We start from the raw sequence: 16,774 nt of genomic DNA on the forward strand, positions 1-16,774 counted from the left end.
GCAGCTACTTTCTTTTTTTGTCTTGGTAAAACACGAACATTAAAAAATAATTATTCAATTAAATTCGTAATTACTATTGATTATTTTGATTTAACTTGTTACACTGATCGTGAAATCTATAAAACACGAAGGAGTCGATTATGGGAAAAGTAGCGGTAGTCATGGGCTCTATCTCGGATTGGCCAACGATGAAGTTGACGGCTGATCTGTTACAGCAACTGGGAGTGAAATATGATCGGCATATTGTTTCAGCACACAGAATGCCAACTCAGCTGCAGGAATTTGGGCAGCAGGCGAAAAATAATGATTATACAGTGATCATTGCGGGTGCTGGTGGTGCAGCACATTTAGCAGGCATGTTAGCGGCCAATACGATTTTACCAGTGATTGGTGTGCCAATCGAAAGTCATGCTCTTCATGGATTAGATTCATTATTATCGATTGTTCAAATGCCAAGTGGAGTTCCAGTGGCGACAACGGCAATTGGATCGGCAGGTGCTAAAAATGCCGCATTACTAGCAGCAGAAATATTAGCGGTAACTCAACCGGCAATTGCTCAAAGTTTGACAGCTTTTCGACAGACACAAACGCAGGAGGCAATCGACAGTGAAAGCCAGTTCTGAACCATTATTACCACCAAAAACAATTGGGATTGTAGGTGGTGGACAGTTAGGCCAAATGCTGGCATTGTCCGCAAAGTCAATGGGCTATAAAGTTGGGGTGTTGGACCCCACGCCAGCGTGTCCTGCTGGTCAGGTGGCAGATTTTCAAATTACCGCTGAATATACCGATCGACAAGCATTGCTGGATCTAGCGACCAAAAGTGATGTTTTAACCTATGAATTTGAAAATGTTGATGTTAACACTTTACAGGCGGCACAGAAATTAACTGCATTGCCGCAAGGCACCGATCTTTTAACCATTACCGGCAATCGACTCAACGAAAAAAATTTTTTAAATGATCATCAGATTCCTGTAACGCCATTCATGCGTGTCACAAATGGAGAAGAACTTGGTGAAGCACTCGCAAAGTTAAATTACCCTTGTATTTTAAAAACCGCTGATGGCGGTTATGACGGTCATGGCCAACAAGATATTAGTTCATCAACAGACGTACCTAAAGCTAAAGAATTGCTCCAACGAGACACGTGTATTTTAGAAAAACGCCAACCATTTGCTAAAGAACTTTCAGTGATGGTGACGCGCAGTGCGAGTGGGGACGTTAAAACATTTCCAGTTGCAGAAAACGTTCATTATCACCATATTCTCCATAAAAGCATTGTTCCTGCACGAGTGGAATCAGCAATTCAAGAAAAAGCCCAGCAGTTAGCATTTCGCATAGCCACAGGATTAAAGTTACGCGGTGTGTTGGGGATTGAATATTTTATGTTGGCCGATGGTTCATTGTTGGTCAACGAGCTGGCACCACGGCCGCACAATTCCGGTCATTATTCAATTGAAGCTTGTAATATCTCACAATTTGAGGCGCATATTCGCAGTATCTGTGGGTTAGCCATTCCTGAAATTACGCAGGTTATGCCAGCAGTGATGGTTAATTTATTAGGACAACATTTACAACCGGCTAAACAAGTATTAATCGATCAACCAACATGGCATTTCCATGATTATGGTAAAGCAGAGTCGCGTCTTAATCGAAAAATGGGACACATTACCATACTAGGCAACATCGAACAATCATTAGCAGAAATTAAAGCAAAAAATATCTGGGAGGCAGAGCAATAATGAAAAAAACAACACTCATTAAAGAAGGTAAAGCAAAGCGCTTGTTTAATACTGATGAACCAGGCGTTGTTTGGGTTGAATATATGGATCAGGCGACTGCCCTGAATGGCAAGCGGAAAGATCATATTTCGGGCAAAGGTGTTTTAAATAATCAAATTGATTGCTTGTTATTTGAACTACTGGGTCAACAAGGGATTGAAACTGATTTTATTCAAAAATTATCAGACAACGAACAACTAAATCAAGAAGTTGACATTATTCCACTCGAAGTGGTCGTGCGTAATGCCGCATCAGGCAGTTTTCAAAGAAAGTTTGCCGTGCCGTATTTACAAAAATTCGATCATCCGGTAGTGGAATATTTTTTTAAGTCAGATGAACTAGATGACCCGGCCATTAATACAAGCCAAGCCTTGGCCTTAAAGGTGATTCAACCCGGTGAAAGTGAACAATTACAAAAACTGGCCTTACAAATTAATGATATTTTAAAAGCGCGCTTTGCACAGGCTCACTTAGAGTTAGTGGATTTCAAAGTTGAATTTGGTAAAACAGCTCAAGGCAAAATTATTTTGGCAGATGAAATTTCCCCAGATTCTTGTCGTTTAGTAGATTTAGAGACAAGAGAATCGTTTGATAAAGATGTTTTTCGCAAGAAAACCGGTGACTTAGTCACTGTCTACCATGAAGTGTTGGACCGTTTACTGAAATCACAGGAGGAAGCACATGTATCACGTTAAAGTCTACATTACCTATAAAGAATCAATTTTAGATCCTCAAGGAGAGGCGATCAAAACGGCGTTACATCGATTAGATTATCAAAATGTCCAAAAAGTAACGGTCGGCAAATACTTTGAATTAACATTAACGGCTACGCAACAACCAATTGAACAACAAGTTGATCAAATGTGTCGTGAATTATTGGCTAATATCAACATGGAAAGTTTCCGGTATGAAATTGAACCCATCGCCGCAAAAGTGGAGGATTAATTAATGAAATACGCCATCATCAGATTTCCCGGATCAAATTGTGACTGGGACTTGTACTACGTTTTGCGAGATCAGATGAATGTTCAACCCGAGTTTATTGATTACCGCCAGACAAAATTACCAAACGATACTGGGGCGGTGCTCATTCCAGGTGGATTTTCATATGGGGATTACTTAAGAAGTGGGGCAATCGCTCGTTTTGCACCTATTATGACGGCAGTGAGTGATTACGCACAAAGCGGTCAACCGGTAATTGGTATTTGCAATGGCTTTCAAATTTTAACTGAAGCGGGGTTATTACCTGGCGCTTTACGGCAAAATGATAATTTGGAATTCATTTGTGAGCCTGAATATTTAAGTGTTGAAAACAGTCAAACATTGTTTACGAACCAGTTTGAGGCAGGTGAGCGTGTCATGTTTCCAGTGGCTCATGGTGAAGGCAACTATTACTGTGATGAACAAACACTTGCTACTTTAAAAGCTAATCATCAAATTGTGTTTACGTATCAAAATAATCCGAATGGCAGTGTTGAAGACATTGCAGGTATTATCAACCAGCGTGGCAATGTGTTGGGGATGATGCCTCATCCTGAACGTGCCAGCGATGCGTTACTTGGTGGTGCGGATGGATTAAAGTTATTTCAAAGTTTAGTTGATCAAGTAGTTGCTAACTAAGAACCCATAAAGGAGTGGCCAAGGCATATGATGACGGAATTATCACCAACTGAAATTAAAGCACAACAGCTCTATCAACAATGGGGACTTAGTGAAAGTGAATATGAAAAAGTGCAAACTATTTTGGGCCGTCTACCCAACTTTACTGAAACAGGTCTCTTTGCAGCAATGTGGAGTGAACATTGTTGCTATAAAAATTCAAAGCCTTTGCTAAAACAGTTCCCAACAACAGGGAAACACATTCTACAAGGCCCAGGTGAAGGTGCCGGCATTATCGATATTGGTGATGGACAGGCAGTTGTATTTAAGGCTGAAAGTCACAATCATCCGACGGCTGTCGAACCTTATCAAGGTGCGGCAACTGGAGTCGGTGGAATTGTCAGAGACATTTTTTCAATGGGCGCCAAACCAATTGCGATGTTAGATAGTTTGCATTTTGGTGAATTAACCAATGCCCATACGCAGTATTTAGTTGATCAAACGGTGGCTGGAATTGGTGATTATGGTAACTGCATGGGGATTCCAACTGTGGGTGGCGAAACGACCTTTGATGCCGTCTTTGAAAATAACCCAGTAATGAATGCAATGTGTGTTGGGTTATTAGATAAAAATGATCAACAAAAAGGTGCAGCTGCCGGAGATGGCAACCTCATTTATTATGTCGGTGCCAAAACGGGTCGTGATGGTATCCAGGGTGCAATTTTCGCCTCTGCCCAGTTTGACGATGAACATGAAACACAACGTTCAGCTGTCCAAGTTGGTGATCCATTTGCAGAAAAACAAGTGATGGAAGCTTGCCTAGAATTAATTCATGAGCATGCTGATATTTTGGTTGGTATTCAGGATATGGGTGCTGCAGGCCTGGTATCGTCTTCAGCCGAAATGGGTGCGAAGGCTAATTATGGTATGCAGTTGAATTTAGATCTCGTGCCACAACGCGAACAAGATATGATTCCCTATGAATTAATGTTATCAGAGTCGCAAGAGCGCATGCTAATTTGTATTAAAGAAGGTCATGGTCAAGAAGTAGAAGACTTGTTTGCTAAGTATGACAGTCAGGCAGTACAAATTGGTCATGTGACTGAGGACTTACAGTATCAGCTGTTTTTCAAGAATCAGATGGTTGCTGATGTTCCTGTTCACGCGCTAGTGGATGACGCACCCGTTTATTATCAACAAAGCAAACAACCTGAACGGTTAAAGCAAGACCATCAACAATATGAACCAATTATTGCTGATGGCGCAGCAACGCTACTACAACTATTACAACAACCGACGATTGCCAGTAAGCACGACATTTACCGCCGCTACGATTCACAAGTCCAGACCAACACAGTGGTCAATCCAGGTTCTGATGCTGCGGTGATTCGCCTACGAGGCACGAATAAAGCGTTGGCGATGGTGACTGATGCCAATCCAAGATATTTATATTTAGATCCTTATCTTGGTGGTCAGATTGCCGTCAGTGAAGCGGCCAGAAACATCACCGCTGCAGGTGGGCAACCATTAGGAATCACTGATTGTTTAAATTTTGGTAGCCCAGAGGATCCAGAAGTTTATTACGAATTACAACAAGCTACTAAAGGAATGGCGAAAGCATGTGAAGCGTTTGAAACTCCCGTCATTTCCGGCAACGTTTCGTTATATAACGAGTCAAATCATGAAGCGATTTATCCCACACCAATGGTTGGCATGGTCGGCTTGATTGAACACACGCAATGGATTACTACACAGGCATTTAAACATGCAGGAGATTTGATCTACTTAGTTGGCAAAACCAAACACGCATTTAATGGATCGGAAATTCAAAAAATGCAACAAGGCAACATCAGTGGCCGTTTGTTTGATTTTGATTTAACACAAGAAGTTGCCAATCAACAGTTAATACAAAAATTAATTCAGCAAGGATTAGTCAATAGTGCACATGATTTGTCTGAAGGCGGCCTAGCAGTCGGATTAGCAAAATGTTGTTTTGATAATGAATTAGGGATCGATGTTCAAGTTGATTTGTCAACTGCTCAATTATTTAGTGAAGACCAATCCCGTTTCATCATCAGTGTCGCACCACAAGATAAGGATCAAGTGGAACAATTGTTGAACAATCAAGGACTTCAAATTGGAACTGTTGGTGGTGAAGGACTTAGCATGCAAACTGCCGATCAAACAATTACGGTTCCAGTGAACGAAGCAAAACAGGTGTGGAAGGAGGCATTTTCTTGGCAACTGAAATCAAAAGTCTAAACGAAGAATGTGGGTTGTTTGGTGTTTGTCATGAAAGCCAGGCAGCACAATTAACGTATTTTGGGTTGCACAGTCTGCAACATCGCGGTCAAGAAGGTGCTGGTATTGCTGTTTGTAACTCTCGGCAACGTTTAGATGTGCATAAGGGTCTGGGGTTATTGGCAGATGTCTTTAATCGACCAGAAACCTTAGAACAACTTAAAGGTAATGCCGCGATTGGCCATGTTCGTTATGGCACTGCTGGGAGTCATGGGATTGAAAATATTCAACCGCTGGTTTTTCATTATTTAGATGAAGATGTGGCACTGGCGCACAATGGGAATCTGACTAATGCGGTGAGTTTACGCCGTGAATTAGAACAACAAGGTGCCATTTTTCAGTCAAATTCAGATACTGAAGTATTGATGCATTTGATTCAACGGCAAACCCAAGCTTCATTTGTCGAACGCTTAAAAGCGAGTTTACGCCAATTACGTGGCGGATTTGCATATCTAATTTTAACAAAGGACGGCTTATATGCTGCTTCAGATCCTAATGGATTTCGACCACTAGTTTTAGGGCAATTAGAAAATGGTGCTTATATTGTCGCCAGTGAAACATGCGCATTAGACGTCGTTGGGGCTCAGTTTATTGTGGATATTCATCCTGGTGAACTGTTAAAAATAGACGATGATGGCTATCAAATTGATCATTTTACAACTGATACCAAATTATCAATTTGTTCAATGGAGTACATTTACTTTGCTCGCCCAGATTCGAACATCTATGGTGTTAATGTTCATTTGGCACGTCAGCGAATGGGGATGCAGTTAGCGCGTGAAAATCCAGTTGATGCTGATATTGTGGTCGGCGTGCCGAATTCCTCATTATCAGCTGCTTCAGGAGTTGCAATGCAACTTGGTATTCCTGATGAAATGGGGTTGATGAAAAATCAATACAGCACCAGAACCTTTATCCAACCAACTCAGGAGTTACGTGAATTAGGCGTCAAAATGAAATTGTCAGCTGTTAAAGCAGTAGTGGCAGGAAAAAAAGTGGCATTGGTAGACGACTCGATTGTGCGAGGAACAACCAGTCAATACATTGTCAAAATGTTGAAAGCTGCTGGTGCCAAGAGTGTCCATTTGTTAATCAGCTCACCACCACTGAAATATCCGTGTTTTTATGGTATCGATATTGAACACACCAGAGAATTAATGGCCGCCAATTATACAGTGGCACAAATGCGAGAACAAATTGGTGCGGATTCACTTAGCTTTTTAAGTTTACCAGGGTTGATTAAGGCCATTGGCTTGAACCAATCCGTTGAAAATGATGGCCTGTGTGTTGCTTATTTTAACGGTGACTATCCGACACCACTTTATGACTATGAAGAAAGTTTTGAGATTCCAAAAACTGCTAACGATAACACGTTAAGCGCCCAAAAATAGGAGGGTAAGATGAAGGATGCCTACCAAAAAGCCGGCGTTGATATTGAAGCCGGTAATGAAGTCGTTAATGAATTAAAAAATAAAATGACTGCCAAAGACAGTCACGTCCTCGGTCATTTAGGTAGTTTTGCTGGTTGTTACGAATTAGATCAGCAACAATTGGAATCACCAGTGTTGGTGGCGGGTAGCGATGGTGTGGGCACCAAAGTATTATTGGCTGCGCAAGCAAATCAGGTGACGACCATTGGTCAAGATTTAGTGGCAATGTGTGTTAATGATCTGTTAGCACAAGGTGCCATGCCTCTTTTTTTCTTAGATTATTTAGCATTGGCCCATGTAGAGAAACAACAAATTGCCCAAATTTTAGATGGTATTTTGACTGCGTGTCAGAATAATCAACTGACTTTACTTGGTGGGGAAACAGCTGAAATGCCTGGCGTTTACCAACCTCATCATTTTGATTTAGCTGGTTTTGCAGTTGGCTTGGCTAAAAAAAGTGCGCTACTGTCGGCTCAGAATGTACACGAACATGACCAACTGATTGGACTACCAAGTAGTGGACTGCATAGCAATGGATTTTCGTTAGTTCGAAAATTGTTATTTGAAGATCAAGATTTTCAGTTTAGCGACGTTTTACCTGAGTTTGAACGACCATTAATTCAAGAATTGTTGGAGCCAACTAAAATTTACACGGCTAGTATGCGACCGTTATTAGAACAAAATTTATTAGCTGGTGCTGCTCATATTACTGGTGGCGGGTTAATAGAAAATTTACCGCGGATGTTACCAACTAATTTAAAAGCACAAATTAAATTGGGTTCATGGAAGAAACCTGCTATTTTTACATTTTTGCAAAAACTAGGCAATTTAAGTCAAAAAGAGTGTTATCAGACCTTTAATATGGGCATCGGGATGGTGCTAATTGTTCGCGAGCAACAATTAGCAAATGTTCAAACGATTTTAGGTGATTTGAATCAACCATTTTATCGGCTAGGTGAGGTTCAAAAAAAGGCCGATGATGAAAACCCAATTGAATTTGTGGAGGCTCAAGATGATTAAAATTGCAGTATTTGCCTCTGGAACTGGCACCAATTTTGAAGCATTGGTAGCACATTTGAAACAGTCAACGCTGCCAATCGAAATTAGTTGTCTAATTTGCGATCACCCTAACGCCCAAGTTGTGCAAAAAGCGCAACTTGACGATGTGCCAGTTTGGACGCATCAATTAAATGAATTCGACAATAAGCATGCATATGAACAGGCAATTTTAGACTATTTGAAGAAACAATCGATTGATTTGATTGTTCTTGCTGGTTATATGCGGATTTTAACGAGTGTTTTACTCGCTGAATACCCACAGTCAATTTTAAATATTCATCCAGCATTGTTGCCAGCTTTTCCCGGTCGTCATGGCATTAAAGATGCTTTTACTGCCGGTGTGAAGGTTACTGGCGTGACGGTTCATTATGTCGATGAAGGCATTGATAGTGGTCAAATTATTGCGCAACAAGCAGTGCCAATTGGTGAAAACGAACAGATTGAAACGGTAGAGAGTAAGATTCATCAAGTTGAACATGAGCTTTATTTTGAGAGTATCTGTCAGGTGTTAAGACAAAAGGGATTAATTTAGGAGGAAGACAGTAATGAAAACGGCGTTATTAAGTGTTTCTGATAAGACAGGCATTGTTGAATTTGCACAAAAATTAAGTGCACAAGGATTTCGAATTCTTTCAACTGGAGGCACGAAAAGAGTACTGGAAGATGCGCAAGTGACCGTTCAAGCAGTTGAAGATGTGACTCATTTTCCTGAAATGCTCGATGGGCGCGTCAAAACATTACATCCAGCAATTCATGCTGGACTACTAGCTAAACGTAATAATGCCGTGCATATGCAAGCACTTGAACAGCACAAAATTGATACGATTGATCTGGTCGCAGTTAATTTATATCCTTTTAAAGAAACAATTGAAAAGCCTGATGTTACCGAAACACAGGCTATCGAACAAATTGATATTGGTGGTCCTAGTATGTTAAGAGCAGCCGCTAAAAATTTTGCCGATGTTTTGAGTGTGGTGGATCCTAATGATTATGAAAGTGTTGTCACAGCAATAAAGGAGGGCACAGATGACGCGGCTTACCGGCGTCAGTTAGCCCTAAAAGTATTTCAACACACAGCCGCTTACGATGCACTAATTGCCCAGTATTTAAATAATGATGATGAATTTCCAAATAGTCTGACATTGACATATACCAAAAAACAAGCGCTGCGCTATGGGGAAAATAGCCATCAACAAGCTGCTTTTTACGCTGATGTGATACCTACAGCTTTTTCTATTGCCAGTGCGCAACAATTACATGGTAAAGAGCTGTCATATAACAACATTAAAGATGCCGATGCAGGTTTGAAAATGAGCGCCGAGTTTGATCAACCAGCAGTCGTGGCAGTTAAACATATGAATCCATGTGGTATTGGTATTGCAGATACAATTGAACAAGCATGGGATCGCGCTTATGAAGCTGATTCAACTTCAATTTTTGGCGGCATTATCGTTTTAAATCGGAATGTTGATTTGGCCACCGCGGAAAAAATGCACCATTTATTTTTGGAAATTATTATCGCACCGAGCTTTGATGATGCGGCCTATGATATTTTAGCCAAAAAGAAGAATTTAAGGCTTTTAACAGTCGATTTTACACAGGCTGAAAAAAATGAATTAGAAACAGTCTCAGTTATGGGTGGCGTTCTGCGTCAGGAACCAGATAATTTGATTGAAACACAGGATGACTTTAAGGTGGTCTCCAAACGACAACCTAGTGAACAGGAATTAAAGGCATTAGTGTTTGCACAGATTGTTGCTAAACATGTTAAAAGTAATGCCATTGTTGTTGCAACTAATGAACAAACTTTAGGAATTGGCGCAGGTCAAATGAACCGGGTGGGTTCTGCTGAAATTGCCATTAATCAAGCACAAAGTTCGCCAAATTACGACCAAGCTGTGTTAGCTTCTGATGCTTATTTTCCAATGGGTGATAGTGTTGAATTTGCTGCAAAACATGGCATCAAAGCGATTGTTGAACCGGGTGGCAGTATTCGTGACCAAGAATCGATTGATAACGCCAATAAATATGGAGTAACGTTAGTATTTTCTGGCCGCAGACATTTCAGACATTAATCTGGAAAGGATAACGAATAAATGGCAAAAGTATTGGTAATTGGTAGTGGCGCACGTGAACATGCAATTTGTACACAATTTCAACAAAGTTCAGTAGTAACGCAAGTCTATTGTGCCCCTGGTAACCCGGGAATGATGCTGACTGGTGTTGAAACTGTCGCCATTAATGAACTAGAATTTGCACAATTGATTAATTTTGCCAAAAAAGAGCATATTGATCTGACTTTTGTTGGACCCGAGGTACCGTTACACCGTGGAATTGTGGATGAATTTCATCAAGCTAATCTAACCATATTTGGACCAACCAAGGTCGCCGCTCAATTAGAAAGCTCGAAACACTTTGCCAAAGAGATGATGACTAAAGCAAAAGTTCCGACCGCCAAGTATCAAGCCTTTACAACTGAGACAGCTGCCCTTGAGGCGTTGAATCAATGGCCTTTTCCATTGGTGATTAAGGCAAACGGGTTGGCCGCTGGTAAGGGTGTTGTCATTGCACAAGATAAAGAAGTGGCCAACCAGACGGTCCATCAAATGTTAGGCGAGCATGAATTTAATACGACGGAAATTATTTTTGAGGAGTTTTTAGATGGTCAGGAATTTTCATTTATGGCATTTGTGAGTGGAGATCAAATCGTGCCAATGCCGTTATCACAAGATCATAAAGCGGCTTTTGATGGCGATAAGGGACCCAATACAGGTGGTATGGGCGCATACAGTCCATTACCTCAATTTGACAAAAGCATCTCTGACGCTTGTTTGTCAAAGATTATCAAACCCATTGTCGCAATTATGAACGCGTCTGGATGTCCATTTCAAGGAATTTTATATGCAGGTTTAATTTTAACCAATGAAGGTCCTAAAGTGATTGAATTTAACGTACGTTTTGGTGATCCTGAGACTGCGGTCTTATTACCCCAATTGCAAACAGATTTTTATGATTTAATTACTTGTTTAATCAATGAGCAACCTTGTGAAGCAAGTTGGCAAATTGACGAAACTTATTTAACGGTGGTTTTGAGTGGTTCAAATTACCCTGAGCAAGCCAGCCCGGACACACCGTTAACGTTTATCAAAAATAAACCAGCACAACTTTTCATTGATTATGCTGGTGTCATAGAAGATAAAAATCGTCAGTTAATGAGCCATGGTGGGCGTATTATGGACATTGTTAGCCATGGAAAAAACGTGGCTAGTGCACAACAAAGTATATATCAGTGGTTGGACGCAGAAAAGTTACCCAATTTACGCTATCGACACGACATCGGTAATAAAGCAATGAAAGCATAATAAAAGAGCTGAAACCGTTGGTTTCAGCTCTTTTTAGTATTTTGTCAGGCAAGTAAATCAACTAATTCATCTGTCGAAATACCAACGATATATTGGCCAGTATCAGCAGCATCTAAAACTTGTTTGATGCTTGGACGATCGTAGTTAATACCAGTTAATTGTTTTTCCAACGCGGACACATCTTGTGGGCCAAAGAAATCGCCATAAAATTTAATGTTTTTGATTTGACCATCATCGACTTCAAGCCGAGCATCGACAGTTCCCATATCAAAGTGTTGACGTTTCTTGACACTAAATTTAGGTGATTTGCCATAAACCCAGTCCCAGTTGTTGTAATATTGTTCATAAATATCATCAATTTTAGCTTGCTCGTCAGCTGTCACGATGTATTCTTGATCCTTGATTTGAGCTAAGTCATCAACGTGGAATAACTTTTTAAGGAGTAAATCACGGAATTCAGGAACCGTAATACTTTGATATTCTTTTGATAGGTAAGGTTTGAGGTTAGTTACCCGTGAGCGAACAGATTTAATTCCTTTAGATTTGATCTTGTCCTCAGGCACATTTAAGGCGTGGGTCACAACATCTAAATCAACATCTAGCATTAACGTTCCATGCGAGAATGTTTTACCATTTCTTGTATACATGGCGTTGCCAGAGAATTTTTTACCGTCTACTAAAATATCGTTACGGCCACTGACTTCAGCTGTTGTCGCACCCATTTCATGAAGTGCATCAACGATTGGTTGGGTGAAAGATTTAAAGTCACCAAATTCTTCACTGTCGCTATCGACCACAAAACTAAAGCAAAGGTTACCTAAATCTTGATAAACCGCACCACCACCAGATAATCGGCGAGTGACCCGGATGTGATTATCGTCGACATATTTTTGGTTGATTTCTTCCATTGTATTTTGATTACGTCCCACAATGATACAAGGTTCCTCATAATAGAATAAAAGTAACGGTTCACCAAAATTTTTGTTGTTCATCAAATACTGTTCTGTTGCTAAATTTTCACCAATGTTGTGCGAAGTCATTGAAACGTAACGCATATCTATCCCATCCTAACGTTTATCATTTAATTGACTATTTGGTTGATTCTGTCATTCATCTAGCCTTCTAAAGAATAGCACCAAGTGTAAGCGATTACAATTATTAGTTCTATTAGTGAAAAATTGCATTATTGTTCATTAATAAAAAGCTTGATATCACCATATTTTTCGACTAAATATTTTGTTTTTGATCATCCAATCACAATTAAATTAACGCTTTTGATTACATCTCGCAGGAAGAATAGTATAATTAAGTTATGGAACAGGTCTAGAAAGAAGGTTGATTTTCATGTTTGAACAACAATATCAAAATATTTTGGTACCGGTTGATGGTTCTAAAGCAACTCCGCAGGTCATTGACAAAGCCATTCAGATTGCGAAACAAAATCATACACATTTGGATATTTTAAATGTTGTCGAAGTTAATCAATTTAGCGACAGTTACGGGGGCGCCGTTAGCGGGGATGTCATTTATAGTTTAGTTGAGGAGATTGAAGAACGGTTAAATGAATTAAAACAAACTGCGCTGGATGCTGGCGTGACAGATGTTAGCATTCACGTTCGTTTCGGCAATCCTAAACCGGTAATTGCTAAGGAATTTCCAGAAGATCACCACAATCAATTAATTGTTATTGGGACGACCGGGTTATCTGCCGTAGAGCGTTTTATGGTTGGATCTGTAACGAGTTATGTTAATCGCATTGCTAAGTGTGATGTGCTAATCGTCAAAATTAAATAAGGTTATTTGAAAAGATTATACGTCAGGTATAATCTTTTTTGTGTTCACTAAGGTTTCATAGTATCATGAAACTACTAACTTAATTGGAGAGATGATTTTGAAACAAGCACGCCAAGTTATTACGTATGCGACGGTATCACTCGTGATTTATTGCATCGTGAGTCTATTGATGTATTCGCATTCGCACACACCGCTCCTAAGCCCGGAAGTAATTGATCATGTTGGCATCGCAATCGCACTTTATTTGGTTGCTGCAATTTTGATTGCGTTAAACCAACGATTTTCGATTTACTTGATGCTATTTGTGATTTTAATTTATTCGATTGCATTATTAGCCGCATTTGTCGAAATTAATTTGCATGGAAATGCGGGTCCGTTTTTTAAATTGATTGTGGATGTTCTCAGCGTAATTGGCTTAGTGATGAATATTTTATGTATCATTGCGGCTGTTCGCCAACGTAACAACTACATTAGTCCTAAATTAAAAAGTAAACTTAGAAAGAAGTAAGTAATGAAATATACAGCTGAAAAAATGGTCGCGGGTTTAAGCGATGAACAATTTGCAAATGAGACCAAAGAGATTAAAGAATCTGATCTGGTGGACCAAAAAACACTTGAGTCTGGATTAACATTTATTGAAAAGCAAACTAAGGACGATAATCTGGCACGTTATGAATGGCAAGTTACTATGAAAAAGGGTGCCGCAATTAGTGTCGCCTTAGAAACTAATATTATTAATTTACCAATGAGTGATGCCAAGGTGCTTTCAAAGATTGTGACCACCACCGATGAACAGCCAGTAAACGTCTACATGGTTTGTCGCTCTGAAGACGTTAATAAGTCGGGTTTAAGAATCGATAAATTGCTGGCAGTTGATGAGTTGCCACAGAGTCAATCAACTGCTGTTGATGAGATGTTGGAATGGCTCGATACACAACTCATTGCAATTCATGACAACCGTCAATAATTTGCATATCAAAACAAAACGTGGTAGGTTAATTACATGCGATGAGTCGAGAAGTCAGGCAATCTTTGATTGTTTCGCGCAAGCGACTAGTGACATTTTTCGAAGTGGGACGCATGATGCTACCGGATAATGTAGCGCGTCTGATTAGTCACATTGTGGAGTGGGGCTAGTCTGAGATAATTTCAATACACAAAAAAAGATCTTGAAACCATTTTGGTTTTAAGGTCTTTTTGTTTTATTTAACTAAATAAACTTGTTCGTCAATAAGATCAAAAGTCTTTAGATGAGTACTTAACTTGGCAGCCATCTCTGGCTCAATATAATGCGCATTTGACCAAAATTCATGAGATCCAGTAGCTCCATCTTGTTCACCGATTGTAATGAGCGTGATGTCAAGTTTACTGTCGCGAATGGCCTGAAGTAGCTGCCAATCAATGGTGAGTTTATCTGGTGACCAAGACATGATAACGAAGTCAATTTGTGATTTGTATTTTTCAAAGGCACTGAGTGCATCTAATTTTTCAATTTGCGTTACGGGGTGGTTCCCAGTTGCATTTTCACTGCGCCAAGCCTGGTTGTCGGTTGTAAAAATTGTTTGTCCACGGTTCAAATTACGTAATCCGCTAGAAATATAACCATTACCAGCCATGACTTCTAACGTATTCCGACCAGCAATGTATTTTGATAGGTCGCTGACAAATGGTGCATTAACATACGACCACATGCCGTAGGTTTGCTCTAAATAATCGCGAAAGTTTCTGAGGAGGCGATCCAATTTTGGTAGCGCGTCCACAAATTGATTCCATAATTGATCACCCTTGGGATCGCCCAAGTCATAATGTTCATTAATATAGGCATAGATCTGATCTTGAAGGTTATCAGGTAGGATGAGTTGCGGCAGTGGTTGCGGCAGTAATCCATTTTTGAGCAGCCGATCACTTTCTAACACGTTGTTAATCAGGTATTTGACGGACGGAAAGTTTTCAAACAGGGTTAAATACTGGTTCATCTGCGTGATGTAATCAGATGGTTTTGATTGTCGAAATTGTTTTTTGAGTTTTTTTAATTGTTTAGGAGTCATAAACGCTCACTTTTATAGATCGAGATCCAGTTCTTCTTGTGTGCCATAAAATGTTTGGGTATCACGCCGTTGTTTACGGCCATGTAAATAGCCATCAATCAGTTGGAAAATTTCGTAACGGTCTTGGCTAGTCAAAACCGTATTGTTAAAAGAAAGTTCCTTGCCAGAAAGAAACAGTTTTCCCAAATCATATTCATTTTGATCAGTTTTACCCGTTAAAAAATCTAGACTAACATTAAAATATTCAGCTAATTTGCGCGCTTCAATATATGAAGGAGTGCGAATACCCCGTTCCCAATTTCCAATTTGTGACGGTGTGTTAGGTTTTTCGTTGGCACTGAGATGCTTATTTAAGGCAGTCGCTAGTTCTTTTAAGGTAATATTTTGGCCGCGGCGTAGTGCACGTAAACGTTCTGGAAACATATTGGTCACTTCCTAACTCAACAATTAATAACATTCCTACTCACTACTTTACCACATTTTGTGTTAACCAATCTGCAATAAATTGATAAACCGTTGACCGCGTTCGTTCATTTAAAATTTCATGACGCAGTCCTTCAAAAAGTTTTAAAGTAACGTGGTCAAAATGCGCATTGGTCAACAAATCAAAGTGATATTTTGGACCTTGTGAAAATTTACCAACTGGGTCATGTGTGCCACTGGCAATGAGAATGGGTAAATCATGACGAATATGGTTGATCCAGGTAGGTTTGGTCGCTGCTTTAGTCAGTGAAAATAGGGTATAAAAACCGTTGTTAGTAAAAGTAAAACCGGATAAAGGATCCTGAGTATACTGTGCTAAAATGTCAGCGTCATGCGTTAACCATGAGAATTTAACATGTTTATTAAACGGTTTGGAAAAACTGCCAAACGCCATTGAGTCCAGTAATTTACCAGTTTTATGCGGCCGATAACGATTGAGCAGACTAATGAGTGGCCAAGCAGGTGTCAGTTCGGGATGTTTGGCACTCGATCCTATTAAAATAGCAGCCGCAATCTGTTGATCGATTTGGGGAAGCAAACTTTGCACTATCATCGTCCCCATGCTGTGACCAAGGATAATATATGGTAAACTGGGAAAATGTTCAGAAACGATTTTTAAAAGGTTGCGTTCATCTGCTAATAGGGTTGCCATGGGATGCTGACGACCAAAAAAACCTAAGTGAGCACCATGATCGGTGTCGCCATGGCCTAGGTGGTCATTTCCCACGACGATGTAATGCTGTTGGGTCAAAAACTGAGCGAATTCTTCATAGCGACCAATATGTTCGGCCATGCCATGGACAATCATAATCACAGCCTGAGCTTGGCCCTGTGGTTGCCAAATTTTAGCATGAATGGTGCTCGTATTATTCGTGGACGTAAAATAAAAATCTTTAGACATAACAATCCCCAATCT

The 16,774-nt window shown here is 40.0% G+C and carries 18 protein-coding genes; 14 read left to right on the forward strand and 4 right to left on the reverse strand.

Going from position 1 to position 16,774, the window contains the following annotated elements:
- Positions 1–140: 140 nt before the first annotated feature.
- The 11 genes from purE to purD are packed head-to-tail and all read left to right on the forward strand — an operon-like array spanning position 141 to position 11,533.
- Positions 141–623, forward strand: a complete 483-nt coding sequence (gene purE, locus ACYVQZ_RS02580; protein WP_461239832.1) for a 5-(carboxyamino)imidazole ribonucleotide mutase — start codon at positions 141–143, stop codon at positions 621–623.
- Positions 607–1,743, forward strand: a complete 1,137-nt coding sequence (gene purK, locus ACYVQZ_RS02585; protein ID WP_461239833.1) for a 5-(carboxyamino)imidazole ribonucleotide synthase — start codon at positions 607–609, stop codon at positions 1,741–1,743. Before purE ends, purK begins: the two co-directional genes overlap by 17 nt.
- Complete coding sequence (gene purC, locus ACYVQZ_RS02590) at positions 1,743–2,477, forward strand: phosphoribosylaminoimidazolesuccinocarboxamide synthase (RefSeq protein WP_461239834.1); 735 nt, start codon at positions 1,743–1,745, stop codon at positions 2,475–2,477. The genes purK and purC overlap by 1 nt, the downstream gene beginning before the upstream one ends.
- Positions 2,464–2,727: a phosphoribosylformylglycinamidine synthase subunit PurS gene (gene purS / locus ACYVQZ_RS02595; protein ID WP_461239835.1), complete on the forward strand. Its 264-nt coding sequence runs from the start codon at positions 2,464–2,466 to the stop codon at positions 2,725–2,727. Before purC ends, purS begins: the two co-directional genes overlap by 14 nt.
- A gap of 3 nt (positions 2,728–2,730) precedes the next feature.
- Positions 2,731–3,402, forward strand: a complete 672-nt coding sequence (purQ, locus tag ACYVQZ_RS02600; RefSeq protein ID WP_461239836.1) for a phosphoribosylformylglycinamidine synthase subunit PurQ — start codon at positions 2,731–2,733, stop codon at positions 3,400–3,402.
- A gap of 27 nt (positions 3,403–3,429) precedes the next feature.
- Entirely contained in the window at positions 3,430–5,643 is a 2,214-nt protein-coding gene (gene purL, locus ACYVQZ_RS02605) for a phosphoribosylformylglycinamidine synthase subunit PurL (RefSeq protein ID WP_461239837.1), read from the forward strand.
- The gene (gene purF, locus ACYVQZ_RS02610; RefSeq protein ID WP_461239838.1) at positions 5,619–7,073 is read left to right on the forward strand and encodes an amidophosphoribosyltransferase; all 1,455 of its coding nucleotides are present in this window, start codon (positions 5,619–5,621) and stop codon (positions 7,071–7,073) included. Before purL ends, purF begins: the two co-directional genes overlap by 25 nt.
- A 9-nt stretch (positions 7,074–7,082) precedes the next feature.
- A complete protein-coding gene (gene purM / locus ACYVQZ_RS02615; RefSeq protein WP_461239839.1) occupies positions 7,083–8,132 on the forward strand; it encodes a phosphoribosylformylglycinamidine cyclo-ligase in 1,050 nt (349 codons plus the stop codon).
- Entirely contained in the window at positions 8,128–8,703 is a 576-nt protein-coding gene (gene purN, locus ACYVQZ_RS02620) for a phosphoribosylglycinamide formyltransferase (RefSeq protein WP_461240034.1), read from the forward strand. The genes purM and purN overlap by 5 nt, the downstream gene beginning before the upstream one ends.
- Before the next feature lie 13 nt (positions 8,704–8,716).
- Positions 8,717–10,246 carry a bifunctional phosphoribosylaminoimidazolecarboxamide formyltransferase/IMP cyclohydrolase gene (gene purH / locus ACYVQZ_RS02625; RefSeq protein WP_461239840.1) on the forward strand — a complete coding sequence of 510 codons (1,530 nt, stop codon included), beginning with the start codon at positions 8,717–8,719 and terminating at the stop codon, positions 10,244–10,246.
- Positions 10,247–10,267: 21 nt separating this feature from the next.
- Entirely contained in the window at positions 10,268–11,533 is a 1,266-nt protein-coding gene (gene purD, locus ACYVQZ_RS02630; RefSeq protein ID WP_461239841.1) for a phosphoribosylamine--glycine ligase, read from the forward strand.
- Between the two features lie 44 nt (positions 11,534–11,577).
- Here purD and lplA read toward each other — a convergent pair whose 3' ends face one another.
- Positions 11,578–12,588 (reverse strand): lipoate--protein ligase, encoded by a 1,011-nt coding sequence (lplA, locus tag ACYVQZ_RS02635; protein WP_461239842.1) that lies wholly within the window; start codon positions 12,586–12,588, stop codon positions 11,578–11,580.
- 289 nt (positions 12,589–12,877) lie between these two features.
- Here lplA and ACYVQZ_RS02640 point away from each other — a divergent pair, with 289 nt between their 5' ends.
- From ACYVQZ_RS02640 to ACYVQZ_RS02650, 3 genes are all read left to right on the forward strand, one after another.
- Entirely contained in the window at positions 12,878–13,327 is a 450-nt protein-coding gene (locus ACYVQZ_RS02640; RefSeq protein ID WP_461239843.1) for a universal stress protein, read from the forward strand.
- 97 nt (positions 13,328–13,424) lie between these two features.
- The gene (locus tag ACYVQZ_RS02645) at positions 13,425–13,835 is read left to right on the forward strand and encodes a hypothetical protein (RefSeq protein ID WP_461239844.1); all 411 of its coding nucleotides are present in this window, start codon (positions 13,425–13,427) and stop codon (positions 13,833–13,835) included.
- A 3-nt stretch (positions 13,836–13,838) separates the two neighbouring features.
- Entirely contained in the window at positions 13,839–14,294 is a 456-nt protein-coding gene (locus ACYVQZ_RS02650; protein WP_461239845.1) for a hypothetical protein, read from the forward strand.
- 235 nt (positions 14,295–14,529) lie between these two features.
- Here ACYVQZ_RS02650 and ACYVQZ_RS02655 read toward each other — a convergent pair whose 3' ends face one another.
- Genes ACYVQZ_RS02655 through ACYVQZ_RS02665 form a run of 3 tightly spaced genes read right to left on the reverse strand, consistent with a single transcriptional unit; the run spans position 14,530 to position 16,759 of the window.
- Positions 14,530–15,375: an SAM-dependent methyltransferase gene (locus ACYVQZ_RS02655; RefSeq protein ID WP_461239846.1), complete on the reverse strand. Its 846-nt coding sequence runs from the start codon at positions 15,373–15,375 to the stop codon at positions 14,530–14,532.
- Positions 15,376–15,387: 12 nt separating this feature from the next.
- Entirely contained in the window at positions 15,388–15,798 is a 411-nt protein-coding gene (locus ACYVQZ_RS02660) for a helix-turn-helix domain-containing protein (protein ID WP_461239847.1), read from the reverse strand.
- 43 nt (positions 15,799–15,841) lie between these two features.
- Positions 15,842–16,759 carry an alpha/beta fold hydrolase gene (locus ACYVQZ_RS02665; RefSeq protein ID WP_461239848.1) on the reverse strand — a complete coding sequence of 306 codons (918 nt, stop codon included), beginning with the start codon at positions 16,757–16,759 and terminating at the stop codon, positions 15,842–15,844.
- Positions 16,760–16,774: the final 15 nt, after the last annotated feature.

Source organism: Paucilactobacillus salsurae (assembly GCF_054784995.1).

What these genes read in the sequence shown, in the direction of transcription:
- purE (WP_461239832.1), top strand. Translation starts at nt 141, where the DNA reads ATGGGAAAAGTAGCGGTAGTCATGGGCTCTATCTCGGATTGGCCAACG.
- purC (WP_461239834.1), top strand. Translation starts at nt 1,743, where the DNA reads ATGAAAAAAACAACACTCATTAAAGAAGGTAAAGCAAAGCGCTTGTTT.
- purS (WP_461239835.1), top strand. Translation starts at nt 2,464, where the DNA reads ATGTATCACGTTAAAGTCTACATTACCTATAAAGAATCAATTTTAGAT.
- purQ (WP_461239836.1), top strand. Translation starts at nt 2,731, where the DNA reads ATGAAATACGCCATCATCAGATTTCCCGGATCAAATTGTGACTGGGAC.
- purL (WP_461239837.1), top strand. Translation starts at nt 3,430, where the DNA reads ATGATGACGGAATTATCACCAACTGAAATTAAAGCACAACAGCTCTAT.
- purM (WP_461239839.1), top strand. Translation starts at nt 7,083, where the DNA reads ATGAAGGATGCCTACCAAAAAGCCGGCGTTGATATTGAAGCCGGTAAT.
- purH (WP_461239840.1), top strand. Translation starts at nt 8,717, where the DNA reads ATGAAAACGGCGTTATTAAGTGTTTCTGATAAGACAGGCATTGTTGAA.
- purD (WP_461239841.1), top strand. Translation starts at nt 10,268, where the DNA reads ATGGCAAAAGTATTGGTAATTGGTAGTGGCGCACGTGAACATGCAATT.
- lplA (WP_461239842.1), bottom strand. Translation starts at nt 12,588, where the DNA reads ATGCGTTACGTTTCAATGACTTCGCACAACATTGGTGAAAATTTAGCA.
- ACYVQZ_RS02640 (WP_461239843.1), top strand. Translation starts at nt 12,878, where the DNA reads ATGTTTGAACAACAATATCAAAATATTTTGGTACCGGTTGATGGTTCT.
- ACYVQZ_RS02650 (WP_461239845.1), top strand. Translation starts at nt 13,839, where the DNA reads ATGAAATATACAGCTGAAAAAATGGTCGCGGGTTTAAGCGATGAACAA.
- ACYVQZ_RS02655 (WP_461239846.1), bottom strand. Translation starts at nt 15,375, where the DNA reads ATGACTCCTAAACAATTAAAAAAACTCAAAAAACAATTTCGACAATCA.
- ACYVQZ_RS02660 (WP_461239847.1), bottom strand. Translation starts at nt 15,798, where the DNA reads ATGTTTCCAGAACGTTTACGTGCACTACGCCGCGGCCAAAATATTACC.
- ACYVQZ_RS02665 (WP_461239848.1), bottom strand. Translation starts at nt 16,759, where the DNA reads ATGTCTAAAGATTTTTATTTTACGTCCACGAATAATACGAGCACCATT.